Consider the following 20,076-nt stretch of genomic DNA (forward strand, 5'->3'; position numbering starts at 1 on the left):
ATATCGTGCCGCCGGCCCTCCCCGGGCCCCGAGCGCCTCACACCAGCAGGTCGTCGACGTGGGCCTCCCCTTCGCGGTAGCGGCGGGCGATCTCTGAGCTGCACTCGTCGGCGGTGCGCTGGAGCCGCCGGCGGCGCCGGGACACCTGCTGCTCGTGGCGCTCCAGCCGCCCCATCGCCGTGTTCAGCTCCAGGTCCGTGCGCGCGTCGAGGTCGGACAGCTCGACCTCGGCGAGCATCTCGGCGGCCAGCCGCCGGTACTCCTCGCCCTGGGGGGTGCTCAGCGTGACGTGACGGGCCGAGGAGCGGTGCCGGGCCGGGTCGTCCCGCAGGATCTCCGCCAGCCGCTCCACCACCGACCCCTCCTCCGGCGCGGTGGCGGAGGCATCTCCTGCCGGGGTGCGCCGGGCGACCTCCGCGCGCAGGATGTCGATCCGCCCCTGGAGCAGCCGCCGCAGGTAGCTGAGGTCCGCCTCGTCGCGCTGGGCCTCGCGGCGCAGCGTGCGCAGCTCGGGCAGGCTCAGCGCGGGCAGTTCGGGCGCGGAGCGGTCCGAGGGCAGCCGCGGGCTGTCCGTGCGCTGTGTGGGCGGCCGGTGGTACTCCGACGTGCCCCTCCCCGTGGACGCACCCATCCCCGTGTACGTCGACCGGACAGCCGCCTGCTGCTGCCCGGTGCTTGATGTGCTCATGTGCCTCGACCGTCCCCTCGACCGGTGTGTGCAAGCATCGTGCCACCCCAAGTGGCCGCTATGGCAACGAGTGCCCCCGATAGACCCCAGTTGGGCGGTATAGCGGCAAAATACGGCCGTGCAGGGGCTGTTGGCGTCCGTGCAAACCACCCTTTCGGGCCATCCGCCGACCGCACGAGGCGTGGATGTCACCGCCCTGCATGATGGACGTATGCGAGCAGTGGTGCAGAGGGTGGACGGCGCGAGCGTCGTCGTGGACGGCGAGACCGTGGGTGCGATCGAGGGCGAGGGGCTGTGCGTCCTCGTCGGCGTCACCCACGACGACACCAAGGAGAAGGCGGCCCAGCTGGCCCGCAAGCTCTGGTCGATCCGCATGCTGCACGACGAGAAGTCGTGCAGCGACATCGACGCACCGCTCCTGGTGATCAGCCAGTTCACCCTCTACGGCGACGCCCGCAAGGGCCGCCGCCCCACCTGGAACGCCGCCGCCCCCGGCGACGTGGCCGAGCCCCTCGTCGACGAGGTCGTCGCCCAGTTGCGCTCCCTGGGCGCGACGGTGGCCACGGGCCGCTTCGGCGCGGCGATGAGGGTATCCCTGACGAACGACGGCCCGTTCACGGTGCAGATCGAAATCTGACCCGAAAGATCTACAGGTCCTACGGCTCGACGACGACTTCCTGGGCCGCGGCGGTGTCGCCGGCCACCAGCGGGGCGTCCACCGCCACGTTCCGCTTCACCAGGGCCAGGGCGACCGGGCCCAGCTCGTGGTGACGGGCGGACGTGGTGATGAAGCCGATCTTGCGGCCGTCGGGGCCGTCCTCGGCGAGCCGGAGCTCCGTCCCGGCCGCGGGCAGATGGACCTCGCTGCCGTCGAGGTGCAGGAAGACCAGCCGGCGCGGCGGCTTGCCCAGGTTCTGCACCCGGGCGACCGTCTCCTGCCCCCGGTAGCAGCCCTTCTGCAGGTGCACCGCCGAGCCGATCCAGCCCAGCTCGTGCGGGATGGTGCGGTGGTCGGTCTCGAAGCCGAGCCGGGGCCGGTGCTGCTCCACGCGCAGCGCCTCGTAGGCGAGGAGCCCGGCGGGCGGCCCGGCCTGCCCGGCGTACGCCTCCAGATCGGCGCGCGGCAGGAACAGGTCCCGGCCGTGCGGCGTCTCCCGTACGACGACGCCGTCCGGCACCTCGGCGATGGAGCCGGCCGGGAGGTGCACGACGGCGATGTCCGCCGTCCGGTCGGCGACCTCGACCTTGTAGAAGAACTTCATCGACTCCAGGTACGCGACCAGCGCCTCCTGGGTGCCCGGCTCCACATGGGCCCAGACCGTCGCGCCGTCGTCGACCAGGTACAGGGCGTGCTCGATGTGGCCGTTCGCGGAGAGGATCAGCGCCTCGGTCGCCCGGCCCGCCGGGAGGTCGCTGACGTGCTGGGTGAGCAGCAGGTGCAGCCAGGCCAGCCGGTCCTCGCCGGTGACGGCGACGACCCCGCGGTGCGAGAGGTCCACGAATCCGGTGCCGTCGGCCAGGGCACGCTGCTCACGGAACAGGTCGCCGTAGTGGGCGGCGACACCTTCGTCCACGCCCTCGGCGGGGACGGCGCCGGGCAGGGTCAGCAGGGGGCTCTTCATACAGGTAAGCCTACGACTCGGTAGTTGAAGCCTTGAGCGTGCAGTCCTCGCACCGGCCGAAGATCGCGAAGTGCTTCAGGTCGGTGTCGAAGCCGAAGGTCTCGCGCAGCTTGGCCGTGAACTCGGCGGCCACCGAGACGTCCGCCTCGATCACGTTCTGGCAGTCCCGGCACACCAGGTGGATGTGGTGGTGCCGGTCCGCGAGGTGGTAGGTCGGCGCCCCGTGCCCCAGATGCGCGTGACTGACCAGACCGAGCTCCTCCAGGAGCTCCAGCGTCCGGTACACCGTCGAAATGTTGACCCCCGACGCCGTCTTCCTCACTTCCACGAGGATGTCGTCGGGGGTCGCGTGCTCAAGGGTGTCCACGGCTTCGAGCACGAGTTGCCGCTGCGGGGTCAGCCGGTAGCCGCGCTGCCGCAGATCGCTCTTCCAGTCGGTGCTCACCACACCCAAGAGTCTAGGACTACTTGAAGAAGGCGATGCCGTCGTCCGGCATGTCGTCGGGCAGGGCCTTGGCCCAGCGCTCGACCTCCTCCGGGGTGACGACCTTCTTCAGGTGGGCGGACATGTAGGGGCGCAGCTCGACCTCGGGGGTCTGCTTCTCGCCGACCCACATCAGGTCGCTCTTGACGTAGCCGTACAGGCGCTTGCCGCCGGTGTAGGGCTGCGAGGCGGCCGTGCGGGCCACCGCGTCCGTGACGAGGTCGATCTGCGGCTTCTTGTCGGCCAGCTCGCCGTACCAGATCTCGATGACGCCGTCGTCGCGGGTCATCGTCACCTCGACCTTGCGGTCGGCGTCGATCCGCCAGTAGCCGTGCTCGGACTCCAGGGGGCGGACCTTGTTGCCGTCCTTGTCCAGGACCCAGCTGTGGGACTGGTACTCCAGGAAGTCCCGGCCGTCGTGGGTGAAGGTGACCTCCTGCCCGAAGTTGCACTTCTCGGAGCCGGGGAAGTCGTGCACGCCGGCGCCCGCCCAGTTGCCGAGCAGGAAGGCGAGCGGGACGAGGTCCTTGTGGAGGTCGGACGGGATCTCGATCATGGGAACTTCCTAGACGTGGGTCAGCGCTGGCCCTGGTACAGCTTCTTCACGGTCAGTCCGGCGAAGGCGAGGACGCCGACGGCGACCAGGACCAACAGGATTTCGAAGAAGATCTCCACGAGGTGCTCCTTGAGCGGGGTGCGAATGGGTGCACAGGGCCGGAGGCCAGCTTACGCGGGCCCCTTCGGCACTTCGATTCCGGACTAGGCTTCCGGCTATGGCGAAGAAGCTGGTGATCAAGGTGACGGCGGGGGCCGACGCCCCCGAGCGGTGCTCCCAGGCGTTCACGGTGGCGGCGGTGGCCGTCGCCAGCGGCGTCGACGTCTCCCTGTGGCTGACCGGCGAGTCCGCCTGGTTCGCCCTGCCGGGCCGGGCCGCCGAGTTCGAGCTGCCGCACGCGGCTCCCCTGCCCGACCTGCTGGACTCCCTCCTCGCGGGCGGCCGGGTCACCCTGTGCACGCAGTGCGCGGCCCGCCGCGACATCACGGAGCAGGACGTCATCAAGGGCGTGCGCATCGCGGGCGCGCAGGTCTTCGTCCAGGAGGCGACGGCGGACGAGACGCAGGCGCTCGTCTACTGAGACTCCGTGTACAGGCAGAACGGGTGCCCTGCCGGGTCCAGCAGCACCCGGACGTGGTCCTGCGGCTGGAACGGCGCGAGCCGAGCGCCCTCGGCGACGGCCCGGGCGGTCTCCCGCTCCAGGTCGTCGACCTCTAGGTCGAGGTGGATCATCATCTGCTGCCGGCCCGGACCGCTCGGCCAGACGGGCGGCCCGTACGCGGGCTCGGTCTGGAAGGACAGCCCCGTGCCGCCGTCCGGGGGCCGGATGTGCACCCAGTCGGGGCCGTCCTCGCCCGGCCGGACCTCCCAGCCCGGCAGCAGCCGCAGGTAGAAGTCCGCGAGCTCCCGGGCGTCCGGGGCGTCCAGCACCGCCGCTGTCAGTCTCATGGGGCCGGGATACCCCGGGCGGGCGGGAAGACGCCGTTCAGTGCGGGCGCTTCTTGCCGTCCAGCTCGTCCCACCACTCGTCGGACTGGGGGTCCCCGGAGGGGTCGTCCCACCACCGGTCCTCGGGGCCGCGCCGGTTCGCGACCATGGCCGCCACGGGCGGGATGACCATGGCGACCACGCACATACCGACGGCGACGGGAACGGACCACAGCCGCACGACACCCCAGGCCAGCACGAAGAGGCCGATGCAGAGGCCCATCATCGCGAAGTACGTGTGACGCCGCCGTGCGTACATACGTCCAGCGTAGGTCCGGGCAGGCCGAAGGGCCGCACCCCAGGTGTCCAACCCGAGGGGTGCGGCCCTTCGCCATCCGGTCGCCGTCAGACGGCGATCGCGACCTCCGCCAGGCCGCCCTGCTGGGCGACGACCGTGCGGTCGGCGGTGGCGCCGGGCACGAGGGCACGGACGGTCCAGGTGCCCTCGGCCGCGTAGAAGCGGAACTGTCCGGTCGCCGAGGTCGGCACCTCGGCCGTGAACTCGCCGGTCGAGTCCAGCAGACGGACGTAGCCCACCACGGGCTCGCCGTCCTTGGTCACCTGACCCTGGATGGTGGTCTCACCGGGCTTGATCGTCGAGGCGTCGGGGCCGCCGGCCTTCGCACCGCACATGTCGTACTCCTGAAGTCTGGAAAGGTCGGTGGGGGTTGCTTACTTGTTGGCGCCGAGCTCGATCGGCACGCCCACGAGGGAGCCGTACTCGGTCCAGGAGCCGTCGTAGTTCTTGACGTTCTGCACGCCGAGGAGCTCGTGCAGCACGAACCAGGTGAGCGCGGAGCGCTCACCGATGCGGCAGTAGGCGATGGTGTCCTTCGCCAGGTCGACGCTCTCCTCCTCGTAGAGGGCCTTGAGCTCCTCGTCCGACTTGAAGGTGCCGTCGTCGTTGGCGTTCTTGGACCACGGGATGTTGCGGGCGCTCGGCACGTGGCCGGGGCGCTGGGACTGCTCCTGCGGCAGGTGGGCCGGGGCGAGCAGCTTGCCGGAGAACTCGTCGGGCGACCGCACGTCGACGAGGTTCTGCGAGCCGATGGCGGCGACGACGTCGTCGCGGAAGGCACGGATGGAGGTGTCCTGGGCCTTGGCCTTGTAGTCCGTCTTCGGGCGCTCGGGCACCTCGTCACCGCCGACCAGCTCGCGGGCGTCGAGCTCCCACTTCTTGCGGCCGCCGTCGAGGAGCTTGACGCTCTCGTGGCCGTACAGCTTGAAGTACCAGTAGGCGTACGAGGCGAACCAGTTGTTGTTGCCGCCGTAGAGGACCACGGTGTGGTCGTTGCCGATGCCCTTGTCGGACAGGAGCTTCTCGAAGCCCTCCTGGTCGACGAAGTCACGGCGGACCGGGTCCTGGAGGTCCTGCGTCCAGTCGATCCGGATGGCGTTGCGGATGTGGTTCTTCTCGTAGGCGGACGTGTCCTCGTCCACCTCGACGATGGCGATGGTCGGGTCGTCCAGGTGCTCCTGGAGCCAGTCGGCGTCAACCAGGACGTCGTTGCGGCTCATGCTTCTTCTCCTCCGGGGCAGTTACGGCGGGGCGTGCGAGGTCTGCAGGGCGCGCCCTTGAGGCAGGGCGGCGCACGAGTGCCCGTGATGCGGGGCTGCGGGGATGCGCGCGCCGGCGCGACTGCCGACGCGATCGCTCAGAAGGTGCGACAGAGCATGGCGGCGACGCGGCACAGGTCTACTGCCCGCCGCTTCGTGAGGTCCGCCTGTCGCTTCATACGGTCGATCGTAGGGACGGTTTGGCAGGCGTGTCACCGGTGTGTCGCATACTGAGACGCGACAATCCGCCATATGGGATAGAGAGGCTGCCGGGCCGGTCACCGCACACCCTCCGGCCGATTGCGTGCACCGCCACATCTACGCTGCGGACATCACCGTCTCGCCCACCGGACAGCGCTGGTAGGACAGCCCCGGCCGGGCGGCCACGGAAGGGCCGCCACGGGAGAACCGTCACCGGCGAGCCGCAGCCGGACGGCCGTCGCCGGAGATCTTCGACCCGCCGTGCTCCTGCCTACCCGGCCAGCCGGACGTCGGAACCCTTCACCGTGATCTCGACGCCGTCCGGAGCGGCCTGGACCGTGTCCAGCTCGATGCCGCCGGGCAGACCGTCGATCTTCTGCTGGAAGTCGGTGATCGCCCGTACGCGGTTCTCGGCGATGTCGACGCCGCCGAACCTGGGCAGGCCGTCGGCGTGCACACGCACGGTGCCGTTCTCCACCTTCACCGAGCTGAGCACGGAGACCGGCTCGGGGAGCTTGGTGCCGAGGACCGTGGCCTCGACGGTGACCTTGATCTTGCCGTTGCCGCCGTCGGACAGGCCCACGACGTTGGCGGTGACGCCCGGGGCGACCTGCGTGGGTTCGGACTTCGCCGTCTTCAGCAACTCGTCGTAGGCGATGGTCGCGGTGCCGGTCGCGCTGGTGGCGGTGGCGGAGCTGTAGTCGCCGGAGAACTCGACGCCCTTCATGTCGGCCTGGAGGTCGTCGATGCGGATCTTCCGGCCGGCGTCGCCCGCGGCGGCCTCGTAGTCCTTGATGCCGACCTCGACGTCGTCCAGGGAGCCGCCGGCGACCTGGGTGAGGAACGGAAAGCCCTTGATCGACACGTCGGGGGTGGACGACAGGTTCTCCGTCGTCTTCAGCCGGTCGGCGGCCTCGTCCTCGGCGAAGTTCACCGCGATGCGGTCGGCGATCACGAACAGCCCACCCAGGATCACGACGAAGATCAGCAGTATTCGCAGTGCGCGCATGCGGTGTGTCCCCCACCGGTCCGGTGCTTCGACGACCCGGTGGCCGTCCCTTGCGCGAGGGTAACGCCGAGCGGAAGGGGAACCGCGGAATTGTTGATCACCTGTGACAGGGCGGAAGCCCGGGCATCCGGGCCTCCGCACCTGCGGTCCTCCGCGCCTGCGGGCTACCCCAGCGCCCGGCCCAGGACGTACACCGCCGGGGCCGCCGCGGCCAGCGGCAGGGCGACGCCCGCCGTGAAGTGGACGAAGCGGGAGGGGTAGTCGTAGCTCGCCACGCGGTGGCCGATCAGGGCGCAGGCGGCGGCACCCGCCCCGAGGAGGGCCCCCGGCGTGCCGAGGCCCGTGGCCGACCCGGCCGCGATGCCCGCGCCCGCCGCGGCGAGCACGGACGCCACCACCGAGGCCGGGGTCGGCAGCGGCAGGGCCCGGGCCAGGACGGCCACCGCCACGCCGACCGCACCCACGGTCACCGCGTCCGTCTCGGCCGCGAGGTACCCGCCGGCCACGATCGCCAGCGCCGAGGCGGCGACCGTCGCCATCAGCCCGTACATCCGCTCGTCCGGGTCGGCGTGCGAGCGCAGTTGCAGCACCAGCGCCAGCAGCACCCACACCCCCAGCGTGCCCAGGATGGCCGACGGGGAGCGGCCCGAGGCCAGCAGCGCCGCGTCGGCGGCCAGCGCGCCCGCGAAGCCCAGCGCGATGCCCTGCCGGGCGGGCCACATGCCGTTCAGCCGGAACCAGCCCGCCGCCGTGACGGCCTGGAGGACGACCAGCGGCACGAGCAGCGCGTACGTCCCGACCACCGCGGCACCGGCCAGCAGCAGCCCGAGCAGCGCCGTCAGGGCGGCCGGCTGCATGCCGGGCTCGATGATCGGGGAGCGCCCCTCCGCCCGGGCCCGCTGCGCGTCCGTGACACGCGTGTTGCCACCGACGGTGGCGGGACCGTAGCCGGGGGCGGAGGTGCCGGCGGCACCGGGTGAAGCCGGAGCCTGCGGGGGCTGCGGCGCCCCGGCGTTCTGGGGCGACCGGGTCGGCCGGGGTGATCGGGGCGACTGGGGCGTCAGGATCGCCGTCTCCGGGTCCGGCGGCTGCGCGGACACCGCCTGGTGGTTCTGCGTCTCCCAGGTCTGCCCCTGCCACTGCTGCGTGTACTGCTGGGCGGCGTGCGGGTCCTCGTACCCCTGGGGCCCCTGCCCGGGCCACGCCTGCGGCTGCTGCCCGTACGGGTCGTAGCCGTCGTACGGCTGGTGGGGCTGGTGGGGCTGGTTCGGCTGGTCGGTCATCTTCACCCTCCTGCGAACGGCGGGAGCACCTCGACCGTGCCGCCGTCGGCCAGCCGTACCGTCTCATGTCCGCGGGTGCCCACCGGGTCACCGTCCACGAGGAACGAGCACCGGCGCAGGACGCGCTCGAGTTCACCGGGGTGCCGCTCGCGCGCCCCGTCGAGCGCCTCGGCGAGCGTGACCGCCTCGTACGGCTCCTCGGCCACCCCGGCCGCGGCCTTGGCGGCGGCCCAGTAGCGCACCGTGACCTTTGGCATCTGCTTCCTCAATCAATGCGACGGTGAACCCCGTCAGGCTAGCCCGCCCGGGCGACGCCCCACTCCCCGATCCGGGCCAGCAGTTCCTCGCCCGCCGCGTGCTCGGCGTGTCCCATGCCCGGCTCCAGCCACAGTTCGGCCTGGTCACCGGCGGCAGCGGCGAGCATCCGCGGATGATCGACGGGGAAGTAGCCGTCGGCGTCGCCGTGCACGATCAGCAGCGGGGTCGGGGCGATCCTCCGTACCGCCTCCACCGGCGAGAGGGGAACCGGGTTCCAGTCCCGGTGGTGGATGCGCGTACGGAAGCCGTACCGGCCCACGATCCGCCCCGCGGGCCGGGTCACCAGCCAGTGCAGCCGCCGCATGGGCGCGGTCCCCCGGTAGTACCAGCGGGCCGGCGAGCTGACGGACACCACCGCGTCGGTCTGCCCCGGGTGGAGCGCCGCGTGCCGGAGCACCACCGAGCCGCCCATCGAGAAGCCCACGGTCACCACTGGCCCGTGCCCGCGGTCGCGCGCCCAGGCCACCGCCGCCGCCAGGTCGAGCACCTCCCGGTCGCCGACCGTGGAGTGCCCGCCGGACGTCCCGTGCCCGCGGAAGGAGAAGGTGACCACACCCCCGTAGCGGGCGAACACCCGCGCGATCCGACGTACGTGCGGGCGGTCCACCGCACCGGTGAATCCGTGGGCGACGACGAACACGGGATGAGCGGAAGATGTCCCCGGGGTGGCGTGCACGGCCGCTCCCGGCTCGTACAGGGCGTCGATCGCCACCCCGTCCGACGTCCGCAGAAACACCCGCGAAGGCACCCGCACGGGCTTCCCCCCGCTCGTCTCGGCATGCGGACGATCGGTGGAACGCGCCACATGACCTGCCGGACCAGAGCTCATGTGGGCTATTCTGCTGGGCAGAGGACTCGGGCAACGTAGCCCCCGGGTCCTTTTGTGCTTTCGGAAGCGTTGTATACGACGCGGGAAACCGCAGGTGTACGGGCCTTCGGGATCGCAGAGCGGTGCTGTGCCAACAAACGTCCTCGCAGGGACCGAGGAGGAACCAGACGTATGAGTTCTCTGCTGCTCCTGACCAACGCCCTCCAGCCGTCGACGGAGGTGCTCCCCGCCCTCGGCCTGCTCCTGCACAACGTGCGTGTAGCACCCGCGGAGGGCCCCGCCCTCGTCGACACCCCCGGCGCCGACGTCATCCTCGTCGACGGCCGCCGTGACCTGCCCCAGGTCCGCAGCCTCTGTCAGCTGCTGCGCTCCACCGGACCGGGCTGCCCCCTCGTCCTGGTCGTCACCGAGGGCGGCCTCGCCGCCGTCACCGCCGACTGGGGCATCGACGACGTCCTGCTGGACACCGCGGGCCCGGCCGAGGTCGAGGCCCGGCTGCGGCTGGCCATGGGACGGCAGCAGATCGTCAGCGACGACTCCCCCATGGAGATCCGCAACGGCGACCTGTCCGTGGACGAGGCGACGTACTCGGCGAAACTCAAGGGCCGTGTCCTCGACCTCACCTTCAAGGAGTTCGAGCTCCTGAAGTACCTCGCGCAACACCCCGGGCGGGTCTTCACCCGCGCCCAGCTGCTCCAGGAGGTCTGGGGCTACGACTACTTCGGCGGTACGCGCACGGTCGACGTGCACGTACGGCGGCTGCGCGCCAAGCTCGGCCCGGAGCACGAGTCGCTGATCGGCACCGTCCGGAACGTCGGTTATCGATTTGTTACGCCGGAGAAGCCGGAGCGCGTCGCCGAGGAGGCGAAGGCCAAGGCGGCCAAGGCAAAGCAGGACACCGCGGACAAGTCGACCGCCCCGGACGCCGCCGACGCCCACGCCAAGGCGTAAAGAGCCGTATTGCGCCGCCGACCTGGGCATCGCTCCCCGCACAGGGTGCCCCGGACGGCGGTCGGGATATCGTACGGAAGCTCCTTTACGCCCTGCCCACAGCCGGTATATCCGCGTAGACTCCGCGCGTGGCCAAGGTGACTCGGGATGACGTGGCGCGGCTGGCAGGGACTTCCACTGCCGTGGTCAGCTATGTCATCAACAACGGACCCCGGCCGGTCGCCCCGGCCACGCGCGAGCGTGTCCTCGCCGCGATCAAGGAACTGGGGTACCGGCCCGACCGGGTGGCCCAGGCGATGGCCTCCCGGCGCACGGACCTCATAGGCCTGATCATCCCGGACGCCCGCCAGCCCTTCTTCGGGGAGATGGCGCACGCGGTCGAGCAGGCCGCCTCCGAGCGCGGGAAGATGGTCCTCGTCGGCAACACCGACTACGTGGGCGAGCGCGAGGTCCACTACCTGCGGGCCTTCCTGGGCATGCGGGTCTCCGGCCTGATCCTCGTCAGCCACGCGCTCAACGACCTGGCCGCCGCCGAGATCGAGGCCTGGGACGCCCGCGTCGTACTGCTGCACGAACGGCCCGAGGCCATCGACGACGTCGCCGTCACCACCGACGACCTGGGCGGCGCCGAGCTCGCCGTCCGGCACCTGCTGGAGCACGGCTACGAGTACGTCGCCTGTATGGGCGGCATAGCCGAGACGCCAGCGGTCGGCGACCCGGTCTCCGACCACGTCGAGGGCTGGCGCCGCGCGATGGACGACGCCGGGATCTCCACGGAGGGCCGCCTCTTCGAGGCCCTCTACAACCGCTACGACGCCTACCAGGCCGCCCTGAAGATCCTCTCCGGCCCCGAGCGCCCGCCGGCGATCTTCTGCTCCACCGACGACCAGGCGATCGGCCTGCTGCGCGCGGCGCGCGAACTGCGGATCGACGTCCCCGGCGAGCTGGCGGTGGCCGGCTTCGACGACATCAAGGAGGCGGCCCTCGCGGACCCGCCCCTGACCACGGTCGCGTCCGACCGTTCCGCGATGGCCCGGGCGGCGGTCGACCTCGTCCTCGACGACGGGCTCCGGGTCGCCGGGGCCCGGCGGGAGCGGCTGAAGGTGTTCCCGTCGCGGCTGGTCACCCGGCAGTCCTGCGGCTGCGCGTAACTCCCGGCGGGCACCTCTGCCGTCAGGGCGGCGGGGCGTCCTTATATCGGGCATACGAGGTTCTGTCGGGCTTCTCAGGGAGCACTCAGGAACCTCTCATGGTCGGGCGACAAGCTCGGTCCCATGACCGAGAGCTTCCACCGCAGTGGCGAGTACGAGAACCCTTACGAGGGTCAGCAGCAGGCCCCGGTGAACCCCGAGTGGCCGCCCCCGCCGGCGTACGCCCCGGCGCATGCTCCGCATCAGACCAAGCGCAACCGCGGCCCCGTCGCCCTGATCGCCGCCGTGGCGATCGTCGCGGCGGCGATAGGCGGCGGCACCGCCTACGGCATCCAGGAACTGACCGGCAACGACACCGTCGCCTCCAGCTCCACCAGCACCAACGTGGTCCCCTCCAGCCAGAAGGGCACGGTCGCCGGGGTCGCCAAGGCGGTCAGCCCGAGCATCGTGGAGATCAGCGCCGACTCCAACGCCGGGTCCTCCACCGGCTCCGGCGTGATCATCACCAGCGGCGGCGAGATCGTCACCAACAACCACGTCATCGCCGGCGCCTCGCAGATCAAGGCGACCACCAGCGACGGCAAGTCGTACACCGCGAAGGTCGTCGGCACCGACAGCAAGAAGGACCTGGCGCTGATCAAGCTGGAGAGCGCCTCCGGTCTGAAGGCGGCCACGCTCGGCGACTCGGCCGGGCTCCAGGTCGGCGACCAGGTCGTGGCGATCGGCTCCCCCGAGGGGCTGTCCGGCACGGTCACCAGCGGCATCGTCTCGGCCCTCGACCGGGACGTCACCGTCCCGACCGAGGGGGGCCAGGACCAGGGCCGGCAGCAGTGGGGGCAGGGCCAGGGGCAGGGCGGCCAGTGGCCGTTCGAGTTCGGCGGACGCCAGTTCAACGGCGACACCGGCTCGGACACGACGACGTACAAGGCGCTGCAGACCGACGCGTCCCTCAACCCGGGCAACTCCGGCGGCGCGCTCATCGACATGAACGGCAACATCATCGGCATCAACTCCGCGATGTACTCGCCGACGAGCCAGGCCTCCTCGTCCTCCGACGCGGGCAGCGTCGGCCTGGGCTTCGCGATCCCGATCAACACCGTCAAGGCCGATCTCGCGAAGCTGCGCGCGGGGGCGACCGACTGAGGCCGTCCTCCCGGCAGAGCCCGCCACCGGGCCGGCGTTCCATTCCACCCGCCCCCGCCCGTCGGCGTGCGACGCTGAGAGCGTCAGAGCAGCAGCACCCCCGTCCCCCTTCACCCCCGAGGACCCCGACCCATGAGCCCCGCAGACGGCGACCGTGACCCGCAGCGCATCCTGATCGTCGACGACGAGCCGGCCGTACGCGAAGCGCTCCAGCGCAGCCTCGCGTTCGAGGGGTACGGGACCGAGGTCGCCGTCGACGGCGCGGACGCCCTGGACAAGGCGGCGGCCTACCGGCCCGACCTCGTGGTCCTCGACATCCAGATGCCGCGCATGGACGGCCTGACGGCGGCGCGCCGCATCCGGGCCACCGGCGACACCACGCCGATCCTCATGCTCACGGCCCGCGACACGGTCGGCGACCGGGTCACCGGCCTCGACGCGGGCGCCGACGACTACCTGGTCAAGCCCTTCGAGCTGGACGAACTCTTCGCCCGCATCCGCGCCCTGCTGCGCCGCAGCTCCTACGCGGCCGCCGTGGGCGCGGCCGGCCCGGCCGACGAGGACGCGCTCACCTTCGCCGACCTGCGCATGGACCTCTCCACGCGGGAGGTCACCCGGGGCGGGCGCCAGGTGGAGCTGACCCGGACGGAGTTCACGCTCCTGGAGATGTTCCTGGCGCACCCGCGCCAGGTCCTCACCCGGGAGCAGATCCTCAAGGCGGTCTGGGGCTTCGACTTCGAACCGTCGTCGAACTCCCTCGACGTCTACGTGATGTACCTGCGCCGCAAGACCGAGGCGGGCGGCGAGCCGCGCCTGGTCCACACGGTCCGGGGCGTCGGTTACGTGTTGCGGCAGGGCGGCGCGGAGTGAGTCCCCGGACGGTCGTACGGCGGTTCCGCTCCCTGCCGATCCGCTCCCGGCTGGCGCTGCTCGTGGCGGCGGCGGTGGCGTTCGCCGTGGCGGCGGTCTCGGTGACCTGCTGGTTCATCGTGCAGGGGAAGCTGTACGACGAGATCGACGAGGACCTGAAGTCGTCGGTCGGGCCGCTGCGTTCGGAGGAGGTCCAGGGCCTGACGGACAGCTGCCGCCAGACGCCGTCCGACTCCCTGGGCATGGGGTCGCGGCCCAAGAGCTATGGGCAGCTGGTCCGGGTCGACGGCAAGGTGTGCCTCTTCCCGAGCTCCACCGCCCAGGTCCAGGTCGGCGGCGACGACAAGGCCGTGGCCAGGAACCCCGACCCCAACAAGGCCCACATCCGCGACGGCACGGACGACGACGGCAACAAGCTGCGGGTGCTGACCACGGCGGTCGTCGTCAAGGACGGGCCCCTGACGCAGGGTGTCGCCGCCGACTACTCCCTCGTCATCGCGCTGCCGCTGAAGGGAACCCAGTCCACGCTCAACGAGCTGGCTCTGATCCTCCTGCTGGTCTCCGGCGTGGGGGTCATCGGCGCCGGAGCCGCCGGCCTGGCCGTCGCCCGGGCCGGGCTGCGCCCCGTCGACAAGCTCACCGAGGCCGTCGAGCACGTGGCCCGCACGGAGGACCTGAACATCCGCATCCCCGTGGAGGACGACAGCGAGGACGAGATCGCCCGTCTGTCCCGGTCCTTCAACTCGATGACGTCGGCACTGGCCAGCTCCCAGGAACTGCAACAGCAGCTCATCGCGGACGCGGGCCACGAACTACGCACGCCCCTCACGTCCCTGCGCACCAACATCGAACTCCTCACCCGCAGCGAGGAGACGGGCCGGCCCCTCCCCGAGGCGGACCGCAAGGCGCTGCTCGCTTCGGTGAAGGCACAGATGACGGAACTGGCCGCGCTCATCGGCGACCTCCAGGAACTGTCCCGCCCCGACACGGGCCAGCACGGGGGCCGGACCCAGATCGTCGCCTGGCAGAACACGGTCGAGTCGGCACTGCGGCGGGCCCGGCTACGCGGCCCGGAGCTGACCATCACCGCACACATCGAGCCCTGGTTCGTCCGCGCGGAACCCTCCGCCCTGGAACGGGCGGTGGTCAACATCCTGGACAACGCGGTGAAGTTCAGCCCGGAGGGCGGCACGATCGACGTACGCCTCACCTCGGGCACCCTCACGGTCCGCGACCACGGCCCGGGCATCCCCGCCGACGAACTCCCCCACGTCTTCGACCGCTTCTGGCGCTCCCCGAGCGCCCGAGCCCTCCCGGGTTCGGGCCTGGGCCTGTCGATCGTGGCCCGCACGGTGCAGCAGGCGGGCGGCGAGGTGTCGCTCTCCCCGGCAGAGGGCGGCGGCACGGTGGCGACGGTACGCCTCCCGGGAGCCTCGACGCCTCCCCCGGAGACCCCTCCCACCTCGCCCTGATCCCGGCGGCGAGCGACCCTGCCCGGAAGCGGGCGGCCCCGACAGCTACTTCTTGACGTACGTGAGGAACGACGCCCAGGGACTGCCGCCGAACACGAGTATCGGACCGCCGGACTGTTTACTGTCACGGACCGGGACGATGCCGGGGCAGTTGTCGGCGATCTCGAGGCAGTTGGTGCCGCCCCCGTCGCTGTAGGACGACTTGCGCCACACGGCGGTGCTGAGGTCAGGGGCTCGGTTCATTCTCTGCACTCCTCTAGAAGGCGCTTGATGAACGCCGTCGACTCCACGGGAGTCAGCGCCGCGTCCCTGACGCGATCGTAGGACAAACGGAAGCGCAGGACCTTGTGCGCCTCCGTGATCAACTCGCCGAATCCGTTGCCCTCTGTCCAGGCGAGTGGATCACCGGCACGCTGCCAGAACAGCCAGAGATGGCTGTCCATCAGGTCGTGCACTCCAGCCGCGAAGGGCAAGACCTGGATTGCGACGTTCGGCAGCTCGGCCGCGTCCAGGAGGTGCGACAACTGCTCGGCCCAAACCTTCGCTTCAGGAACGGTCCGCCGAAGAGCCACCTCATCCAGGATGACGCGTACGTCCGGCGCCGACTCACGGTAAAGCAGCTCCTGCCGCCCCATCCGCGCAGCCACCTGTTCCTCGACGTCCTCACTGTTGCCTGCCGTTGTCTGGGCGCCAGACAACCCTGACAACACCGCTCGGGCGTAGTCCTCGGTTTGCAGCAGACCCGGCACGCGCAGCTGGAACATCCACATGATCTGCGCCGTCGCCTCAAGGTCCATGAACGCCTTGTACTTGTCCTTGATGACCTCCCTGCGCGCGTCCCGCCACTCGCGAACCAGCAGGTCACCGCACCCGTAGTAGCTGTCCAAGTCCTCCATGACCGCCAGCTTGGACAACCGCTCCCCGGACTCCAGACGGCTCAGGTAGCTCTTGTCGTACCCCGTGTCGTCGGCCAACTGCCCGAGCGACTTTCCCGCCTGCTCCCGCAGGAACCGCAGCGTCCGCCCGAGGACCACCCGCCCCCCGTCAACCACTTCGCCCACGTCACCCCTCACCGTTGCCTGAGCCTCCAGGCAACACCTGGCCTCTTCCGCAGAGTACGGCGATGCAGTGACGATGTGGGCACGAACGGTGATCACCGCTCCCCACCCAGCCTCCCCCTGCCCTGAGAAGGGACGCTTCCGTGCGCCTACGCCTCGCCCAACTCTGCGAATCCCTCCTGCTCACCCTCGTACGACTCCTCCTCCCCGCCCGAGGGCGTCATCGAGCGGTCGGGCCGGCCCTGCGGGCGTCGCCACCGCCGGTACACGTCCCCCGAGCCCTGCCCGTAGAGCCCCTCCACATGGACACCCCCCTCGTCCGCCCCTACCTCCACGCCCTGGAGATCCACGCATGAGGCTCCTCCCCTGGACCGGTGCCGACGGCAAAGCCTGTTACCTGTCCACCGACGACCCCGACAGCCTGCTGTCCCGGCTCGCCGACGACGTCGAGGCCGCCCAGCTCGCATCCGCCGAAACCGTCCTCGCGGGCGCCACGGCCGTCCTGCGCGACCCCAAGGCCGGTGAACGCGCCGTGCGTTTCGCGTTGACCCGGGCCGTGGAGTCCCTGGGCGACGTGCTGCGCATCGCCCTCAGTCGCAGTCAGTCTCAGGCCCAAGCCCAAGCCCAAGCCCGGGCGCAGTCGCAGTCACGCACCGACCCATGACGACAGAATGCACACAAAGTGTCACCCGGGGAGGTCTCAACCGCCCACCCTCAGCCCCGAGCCCGACAGCCGTACCCGGATGCCGTCCTCCTCCACCCGGACGTCCTCCAGCTGCACGCTCCCCTGCTCCGGCTTCGGCAGTTCGAAGGCCAGGGCGAGCCGGTCGGCCAGGACCGGACGGGTCAGGCCCGACAACTCCCCCAGCAGATCGGGGTCGAGGCCCAGGCTCCTGAGCACCTGCGGGTTGTCCAGGGCGAGGTCGATGAGGTTCAGGCGCTCGGCCTGACGGACGAAGCGCGGGGAGCCGGTCAGCTCGGCGAGCTCGCCGTCGTCGGCGAGGGCCTGCCGTACGGTCGCCTCGGGCACGCCCATGCGCTGCACGATGGCCGGGACCGACAGCAACGCCTTGGCCTTGCGGGTCTCCCGGGCCAGGCCGGCGGAGGCCTTGGGCGTCAAATGCAGTCCTTCCGAGGCACGCTTGCCGGGGCGGTAGGTCGCCAGGTCCCCGATGTCCAGGCGCATGCCGCCGATCTCCGTGGCGATGCCCCGCTGCCCCTGCCGCCGGATCCGGGCCTCGGCTCGCAGCTTCAGGTCGTGCCCAGCGACCGGCAGGGTGCCGCGCGCCCGCACCCGGTCGCGGCCCTCGCCGGTGAACGTCACCTGGGAGGCGCCGAGTTCGCGGTTGAGGTCCCCGAAGGACAGCAGGACGTCCCCGTCGAAGCGGGGGACGTCGGCGCCGCGCACGGACGTCAGGCCGTCCGCGTCGAGCGTCACGTCATGGGCCGTGGCCGACACCTTCGCCAGCGAGACGCGGTCGGCGGCGACATCCGGGACGGTCACCTTCACCGACTCGAGCCGCTTGTCGGCGAGTTGGGTGAGGAAGGGGAAGCCGCCGATCTCCACCTCGGGCGCGGCGGCCAGGTCGAGGCGGTCCTTGAGGGTGTCCGCGGCGCGGTGCTCGGCGTAGAGCACCGCCCAGCGGTCGCCGAGGGCGGCGAACGCGGCGAGGGCGACCAGGCCGACGACCGCCTTCACTGCGAGCGGCAAGCCAGCGAAACGATTCTTCCGACGCCGCTTGCCGCCGCGGCGATGGTCCGGCGGGGCCCAGGCGTCCTCGGCGCCCGCATCGCGTTCCTCGGGGAGGAACTCCTCCAGAGGGGTCTCCTCCAGAGGCCCGTCATCGAGGGCGGCGAGCTCCTCGTACGGGTTCGGACGGGGATGCGCATCTAGGTGGTGGGGGGTACGCATCGATCCATCCGACCATGCGCACCTCCCCCACCCGCAACTCGAATCCCGGGTATGCGACTTACTTCACGATCGTGATCCGGTCCGCCTTCGGCGGCGCGATCGGGTTCGACGCCGAGGAGTTGGCCGTCAGGTACTGCTCCAGGGCCGTCAGGTCGTCGCTGCCGACCACGTCGTTCGTGCCCTGCCCGAGGGTCGGGAAGCCGTCGCCGCCGCCCGCGAGGAAGCTGTTCGTCGCGACGCGGTAGGTGGCCGCCGGGTCGATGGCCGCACCGTTCAGCTTGATGCTGTCCGTGACCACCCGGTCGGCACCGGACTTGGTGAGGTCCAGCGTGTACGTCAGACCGGACGAGACCTGGAGGATCTTCGGCGCGGCCGCGTTCGGGCCGGACACCTGCTCCTTGAGCGCCTGGATCAGCTGCGCGCCCGTGAAGTTCTGCAGGTTCACTGTGTTGGCGAACGGCTGGACCGTGAAGCCCTCGGCGTAGGTGACGACGCCGTCGCCCTCACCGGCCTTGGCCGCGTAGGTCAGCGGCGCGCGGATCCCGCCCGGGTTCATCAGCGCCAGGTCGGTCTCCGGGTCGAGCTGCTTGCCGTGGGCGAGCTGCGCGTCGGCGATGAGGTCGCCGAGCGGGGACTCGGTGCCGGTGTTGCCGATGTCGCCGGAGATCCAACCGATCGGCTTGTTGCCGATGGGCGCGGCCAGCGTGTTCCACTTGCCGATCAGCTCGGTCATGTCGGGCGCCTTGGGGACGTCCCGGGTGACCACGCGGTTCGCGGACTTCACCGCCGTACGGGCGATGTCGCCGGTCTTCCGGTCGTACGTCAGCGTGGTGTCCGTGTAGAGGCGGCCGAAGGACGCGGCCGAGGTGACCATGCGGGGCTTGCCCGCCGGGTCGGCGATGCTGCACACGTACGCGTTGTGGGTGTGGCCGGTGACCAGCGCGTCCACCTGCGGCGTGACGTTCTTGGCGATGTCGACGATCGGGCCGGAGATGCCGTCGCCCGCACCCGGGGCGTCACAGTCGTAGTTGTACGACGTCGACGCCGGGAAGCCACCCTCGTGGATGAGCGCGACGATCGACTTCACGCCCTGCTTCTGGAGCACCTTGGCGTACTTGTTGATCGTCTCGACCTCGTCCTTGAAGGACAGGCCCTTGACGCCCTCGGCGGAGACGATGTTCGGGGTGCCCTCCAAAGTCACGCCGATGAAGCCGACCTTGACGCCGTTCTTCTTCCACACCCAGTAGGGCTTGAGGATCGGCTTCTCGGTCTTCTCGTCGAGGACGTTGGCCGCGAGGTAGGGGAAGTCGGCGCCCTGGAACTGCGCGTCCGTGTAACAGCCGTCCTTCGGGTGGCAACCGCCGTTCTGCAGGCGGGCCAGCTCCTTGGCGCCCTCGTCGAACTCGTGGTTGCCGACGGACGTGACGTCGAGGTCGAGCTTGTTCAGCGCCTCGATGGTGGGCTCGTCGTGGAAGAGCCCGGAGATCAGCGGGGAGGCGCCGACCATGTCGCCGCCGGCCGCGGTGATGGAGTACTTCTGGCCCTTGCGGGCCTGCCGCAGGTGCGTGGCGAGGTACTCGGCGCCACCCGCGTCGATGGTCTTCGTCGTCCCGTCGGGCTGCGTCTCGGTGACCCGGCCGGAGGAGCCGGCCGGCGGCTCCAGGTTGCCGTGCAGGTCGTTGAAGGACAGCAGCTGGACGTCCTGGTAGCGGCCGGGCCAGTACCCGCCTCCGCGGTGCTCCTCCCCGGCGGTCGCCGACCCGGGCAACCCCGCGGCGGCCAGCGCGCCGACGGTGACGACACCGGCGGCGAGAGCGACGAAACGGTTCGTACGACGTCTGCGGCGCTCCGAGTGCGCCGGTGAAGTGGCTGGCATACGCCCCCCTGTGGGTCTGCTGGGACAGTGATGTCGTCCGGCGCAGCCTAGAGTCAACGCGCGTAGCGCGACAGGTGTTTCATGGTTACATCTGGGTTGCTTCTTTGCC

Annotated in this window: 26 protein-coding genes; 8 read left to right on the plus strand and 18 right to left on the minus strand. The window is 70.8% G+C overall.

What is annotated here, in order from left to right; translation table 11 throughout:
• Nucleotides 1-37 precede the first annotated feature (37 nt).
• The gene (locus tag ACFZDI_RS26925; RefSeq protein ID WP_372486544.1) at nt 38-688 is read right to left on the minus strand and encodes an aerial mycelium formation protein; all 651 of its coding nucleotides are present in this window, start codon (nt 686-688) and stop codon (nt 38-40) included.
• Between the two features lie 211 nt (nt 689-899).
• On the opposite strand from ACFZDI_RS26925, the gene dtd reads away from it, so the two are divergent.
• A complete protein-coding gene (gene dtd / locus ACFZDI_RS26930) occupies nt 900-1,325 on the plus strand; it encodes a D-aminoacyl-tRNA deacylase (protein ID WP_234845567.1) in 426 nt (141 codons plus the stop codon).
• Between the two features lie 19 nt (nt 1,326-1,344).
• Here dtd and ACFZDI_RS26935 read toward each other — a convergent pair whose 3' ends face one another.
• The 3 genes from ACFZDI_RS26935 to ACFZDI_RS26945 are packed head-to-tail and all read right to left on the minus strand — an operon-like array spanning nt 1,345 to nt 3,350.
• Complete coding sequence (locus ACFZDI_RS26935) at nt 1,345-2,310, minus strand: folate-binding protein YgfZ (RefSeq protein ID WP_234845566.1); 966 nt, start codon at nt 2,308-2,310, stop codon at nt 1,345-1,347.
• A gap of 10 nt (nt 2,311-2,320) precedes the next feature.
• Complete coding sequence (locus tag ACFZDI_RS26940) at nt 2,321-2,758, minus strand: Fur family transcriptional regulator (RefSeq protein WP_030849015.1); 438 nt, start codon at nt 2,756-2,758, stop codon at nt 2,321-2,323.
• 16 nt (nt 2,759-2,774) lie between these two features.
• Complete coding sequence (locus ACFZDI_RS26945) at nt 2,775-3,350, minus strand: FABP family protein (RefSeq protein WP_234845565.1); 576 nt, start codon at nt 3,348-3,350, stop codon at nt 2,775-2,777.
• Nucleotides 3,351-3,567: 217 nt separating this feature from the next.
• Here ACFZDI_RS26945 and ACFZDI_RS26950 point away from each other — a divergent pair, with 217 nt between their 5' ends.
• Nucleotides 3,568-3,930, plus strand: coding sequence for a DsrE family protein (locus tag ACFZDI_RS26950; protein WP_104787598.1), 363 nt, complete (start codon nt 3,568-3,570; stop codon nt 3,928-3,930).
• On the opposite strand, the gene ACFZDI_RS26955 is transcribed toward ACFZDI_RS26950, so the two are convergent.
• The 9 genes from ACFZDI_RS26955 to ACFZDI_RS26995 all read right to left on the minus strand — a co-directional run bounded on the left by ACFZDI_RS26955 (nt 3,924) and on the right by ACFZDI_RS26995 (nt 9,534).
• Nucleotides 3,924-4,298 (minus strand): VOC family protein, encoded by a 375-nt coding sequence (locus ACFZDI_RS26955; RefSeq protein ID WP_234845563.1) that lies wholly within the window; start codon nt 4,296-4,298, stop codon nt 3,924-3,926. The two genes, ACFZDI_RS26950 and ACFZDI_RS26955, sit on opposite strands and share 7 nt — an antisense overlap.
• A 37-nt stretch (nt 4,299-4,335) precedes the next feature.
• The gene (locus tag ACFZDI_RS26960) at nt 4,336-4,596 is read right to left on the minus strand and encodes a DUF3099 domain-containing protein (protein ID WP_104787603.1); all 261 of its coding nucleotides are present in this window, start codon (nt 4,594-4,596) and stop codon (nt 4,336-4,338) included.
• 86 nt (nt 4,597-4,682) lie between these two features.
• Nucleotides 4,683-4,970, minus strand: a complete 288-nt coding sequence (locus ACFZDI_RS26965; RefSeq protein ID WP_003991226.1) for a DUF1416 domain-containing protein — start codon at nt 4,968-4,970, stop codon at nt 4,683-4,685.
• 39 nt (nt 4,971-5,009) lie between these two features.
• Entirely contained in the window at nt 5,010-5,855 is an 846-nt protein-coding gene (locus ACFZDI_RS26970; RefSeq protein ID WP_234845562.1) for a sulfurtransferase, read from the minus strand.
• Nucleotides 5,856-5,992: 137 nt separating this feature from the next.
• Nucleotides 5,993-6,073, minus strand: coding sequence for a putative leader peptide (locus ACFZDI_RS26975; RefSeq protein ID WP_350310325.1), 81 nt, complete (start codon nt 6,071-6,073; stop codon nt 5,993-5,995).
• Between the two features lie 293 nt (nt 6,074-6,366).
• Nucleotides 6,367-7,104 carry an LmeA family phospholipid-binding protein gene (locus ACFZDI_RS26980; RefSeq protein ID WP_391253824.1) on the minus strand — a complete coding sequence of 246 codons (738 nt, stop codon included), beginning with the start codon at nt 7,102-7,104 and terminating at the stop codon, nt 6,367-6,369.
• A gap of 164 nt (nt 7,105-7,268) precedes the next feature.
• Nucleotides 7,269-8,387: a hypothetical protein gene (locus ACFZDI_RS26985; protein WP_391253826.1), complete on the minus strand. Its 1,119-nt coding sequence runs from the start codon at nt 8,385-8,387 to the stop codon at nt 7,269-7,271.
• 2 nt (nt 8,388-8,389) lie between these two features.
• Nucleotides 8,390-8,644, minus strand: coding sequence for a MoaD/ThiS family protein (locus ACFZDI_RS26990; RefSeq protein ID WP_391253828.1), 255 nt, complete (start codon nt 8,642-8,644; stop codon nt 8,390-8,392).
• Between the two features lie 38 nt (nt 8,645-8,682).
• The gene (locus ACFZDI_RS26995; RefSeq protein WP_391253829.1) at nt 8,683-9,534 is read right to left on the minus strand and encodes an alpha/beta fold hydrolase; all 852 of its coding nucleotides are present in this window, start codon (nt 9,532-9,534) and stop codon (nt 8,683-8,685) included.
• A gap of 171 nt (nt 9,535-9,705) precedes the next feature.
• On the opposite strand from ACFZDI_RS26995, the gene ACFZDI_RS27000 reads away from it, so the two are divergent.
• The 5 genes from ACFZDI_RS27000 (at nt 9,706) to ACFZDI_RS27020 (ending at nt 15,121) form a co-directional block, all read left to right on the plus strand.
• Nucleotides 9,706-10,485 (plus strand): response regulator transcription factor, encoded by a 780-nt coding sequence (locus ACFZDI_RS27000; RefSeq protein ID WP_234845558.1) that lies wholly within the window; start codon nt 9,706-9,708, stop codon nt 10,483-10,485.
• 128 nt (nt 10,486-10,613) lie between these two features.
• Complete coding sequence (locus ACFZDI_RS27005; RefSeq protein ID WP_234845557.1) at nt 10,614-11,636, plus strand: LacI family DNA-binding transcriptional regulator; 1,023 nt, start codon at nt 10,614-10,616, stop codon at nt 11,634-11,636.
• Between the two features lie 123 nt (nt 11,637-11,759).
• The gene (locus ACFZDI_RS27010) at nt 11,760-12,779 is read left to right on the plus strand and encodes a S1C family serine protease (protein WP_234845556.1); all 1,020 of its coding nucleotides are present in this window, start codon (nt 11,760-11,762) and stop codon (nt 12,777-12,779) included.
• Between the two features lie 132 nt (nt 12,780-12,911).
• The gene (locus ACFZDI_RS27015) at nt 12,912-13,649 is read left to right on the plus strand and encodes a response regulator transcription factor (protein ID WP_234845555.1); all 738 of its coding nucleotides are present in this window, start codon (nt 12,912-12,914) and stop codon (nt 13,647-13,649) included.
• Complete coding sequence (locus tag ACFZDI_RS27020) at nt 13,646-15,121, plus strand: cell wall metabolism sensor histidine kinase WalK (RefSeq protein WP_234845554.1); 1,476 nt, start codon at nt 13,646-13,648, stop codon at nt 15,119-15,121. The genes ACFZDI_RS27015 and ACFZDI_RS27020 overlap by 4 nt, the downstream gene beginning before the upstream one ends.
• A gap of 45 nt (nt 15,122-15,166) precedes the next feature.
• Here ACFZDI_RS27020 and ACFZDI_RS27025 read toward each other — a convergent pair whose 3' ends face one another.
• From ACFZDI_RS27025 to ACFZDI_RS27035, 3 genes are all read right to left on the minus strand, one after another.
• Nucleotides 15,167-15,364 carry a DUF397 domain-containing protein gene (locus ACFZDI_RS27025; RefSeq protein ID WP_391253832.1) on the minus strand — a complete coding sequence of 66 codons (198 nt, stop codon included), beginning with the start codon at nt 15,362-15,364 and terminating at the stop codon, nt 15,167-15,169.
• Nucleotides 15,361-16,182, minus strand: a complete 822-nt coding sequence (locus ACFZDI_RS27030; protein ID WP_391253833.1) for a Scr1 family TA system antitoxin-like transcriptional regulator — start codon at nt 16,180-16,182, stop codon at nt 15,361-15,363. The genes ACFZDI_RS27025 and ACFZDI_RS27030 overlap by 4 nt, the downstream gene beginning before the upstream one ends.
• A 146-nt stretch (nt 16,183-16,328) precedes the next feature.
• Complete coding sequence (locus ACFZDI_RS27035; RefSeq protein ID WP_391253835.1) at nt 16,329-16,529, minus strand: hypothetical protein; 201 nt, start codon at nt 16,527-16,529, stop codon at nt 16,329-16,331.
• A gap of 2 nt (nt 16,530-16,531) precedes the next feature.
• Here ACFZDI_RS27035 and ACFZDI_RS27040 point away from each other — a divergent pair, with 2 nt between their 5' ends.
• Nucleotides 16,532-16,843: a hypothetical protein gene (locus ACFZDI_RS27040; protein WP_391253837.1), complete on the plus strand. Its 312-nt coding sequence runs from the start codon at nt 16,532-16,534 to the stop codon at nt 16,841-16,843.
• Between the two features lie 36 nt (nt 16,844-16,879).
• Here ACFZDI_RS27040 and ACFZDI_RS27045 read toward each other — a convergent pair whose 3' ends face one another.
• Nucleotides 16,880-18,091 carry an LmeA family phospholipid-binding protein gene (locus ACFZDI_RS27045; RefSeq protein WP_391253839.1) on the minus strand — a complete coding sequence of 404 codons (1,212 nt, stop codon included), beginning with the start codon at nt 18,089-18,091 and terminating at the stop codon, nt 16,880-16,882.
• A gap of 58 nt (nt 18,092-18,149) precedes the next feature.
• Complete coding sequence (locus tag ACFZDI_RS27050) at nt 18,150-19,967, minus strand: 5'-nucleotidase C-terminal domain-containing protein (RefSeq protein WP_391253841.1); 1,818 nt, start codon at nt 19,965-19,967, stop codon at nt 18,150-18,152.
• Nucleotides 19,968-20,076: the final 109 nt, after the last annotated feature.

The sequence above is a fragment of the Streptomyces sp. NPDC007907 genome (assembly GCF_042959365.1).
GTDB classification, from domain to species: domain Bacteria; phylum Actinomycetota; class Actinomycetes; order Streptomycetales; family Streptomycetaceae; genus Streptomyces; species Streptomyces indiaensis.

Bases quoted from the DNA above. Each gene is read 5' to 3' on its own strand.
- ACFZDI_RS26925 (WP_372486544.1), bottom strand. From the start codon at position 688: ATGAGCACATCAAGCACCGGGCAGCAGCAGGCGGCTGTCCGGTCGACG.
- dtd (WP_234845567.1), top strand. From the start codon at position 900: ATGCGAGCAGTGGTGCAGAGGGTGGACGGCGCGAGCGTCGTCGTGGAC.
- ACFZDI_RS26935 (WP_234845566.1), bottom strand. From the start codon at position 2,310: ATGAAGAGCCCCCTGCTGACCCTGCCCGGCGCCGTCCCCGCCGAGGGC.
- ACFZDI_RS26945 (WP_234845565.1), bottom strand. From the start codon at position 3,350: ATGATCGAGATCCCGTCCGACCTCCACAAGGACCTCGTCCCGCTCGCC.
- ACFZDI_RS26950 (WP_104787598.1), top strand. From the start codon at position 3,568: ATGGCGAAGAAGCTGGTGATCAAGGTGACGGCGGGGGCCGACGCCCCC.
- ACFZDI_RS26955 (WP_234845563.1), bottom strand. From the start codon at position 4,298: ATGAGACTGACAGCGGCGGTGCTGGACGCCCCGGACGCCCGGGAGCTC.
- ACFZDI_RS26960 (WP_104787603.1), bottom strand. From the start codon at position 4,596: ATGTACGCACGGCGGCGTCACACGTACTTCGCGATGATGGGCCTCTGC.
- ACFZDI_RS26965 (WP_003991226.1), bottom strand. From the start codon at position 4,970: ATGTGCGGTGCGAAGGCCGGCGGCCCCGACGCCTCGACGATCAAGCCC.
- ACFZDI_RS26970 (WP_234845562.1), bottom strand. From the start codon at position 5,855: ATGAGCCGCAACGACGTCCTGGTTGACGCCGACTGGCTCCAGGAGCAC.
- ACFZDI_RS26975 (WP_350310325.1), bottom strand. From the start codon at position 6,073: ATGAAGCGACAGGCGGACCTCACGAAGCGGCGGGCAGTAGACCTGTGC.
- ACFZDI_RS26980 (WP_391253824.1), bottom strand. From the start codon at position 7,104: ATGCGCGCACTGCGAATACTGCTGATCTTCGTCGTGATCCTGGGTGGG.
- ACFZDI_RS26985 (WP_391253826.1), bottom strand. From the start codon at position 8,387: ATGACCGACCAGCCGAACCAGCCCCACCAGCCCCACCAGCCGTACGAC.
- ACFZDI_RS26990 (WP_391253828.1), bottom strand. From the start codon at position 8,644: ATGCCAAAGGTCACGGTGCGCTACTGGGCCGCCGCCAAGGCCGCGGCC.
- ACFZDI_RS26995 (WP_391253829.1), bottom strand. From the start codon at position 9,534: ATGAGCTCTGGTCCGGCAGGTCATGTGGCGCGTTCCACCGATCGTCCG.
- ACFZDI_RS27000 (WP_234845558.1), top strand. From the start codon at position 9,706: ATGAGTTCTCTGCTGCTCCTGACCAACGCCCTCCAGCCGTCGACGGAG.
- ACFZDI_RS27010 (WP_234845556.1), top strand. From the start codon at position 11,760: ATGACCGAGAGCTTCCACCGCAGTGGCGAGTACGAGAACCCTTACGAG.
- ACFZDI_RS27015 (WP_234845555.1), top strand. From the start codon at position 12,912: ATGAGCCCCGCAGACGGCGACCGTGACCCGCAGCGCATCCTGATCGTC.
- ACFZDI_RS27025 (WP_391253832.1), bottom strand. From the start codon at position 15,364: ATGAACCGAGCCCCTGACCTCAGCACCGCCGTGTGGCGCAAGTCGTCC.
- ACFZDI_RS27040 (WP_391253837.1), top strand. From the start codon at position 16,532: ATGAGGCTCCTCCCCTGGACCGGTGCCGACGGCAAAGCCTGTTACCTG.
- ACFZDI_RS27045 (WP_391253839.1), bottom strand. From the start codon at position 18,091: ATGCGTACCCCCCACCACCTAGATGCGCATCCCCGTCCGAACCCGTAC.
- ACFZDI_RS27050 (WP_391253841.1), bottom strand. From the start codon at position 19,967: ATGCCAGCCACTTCACCGGCGCACTCGGAGCGCCGCAGACGTCGTACG.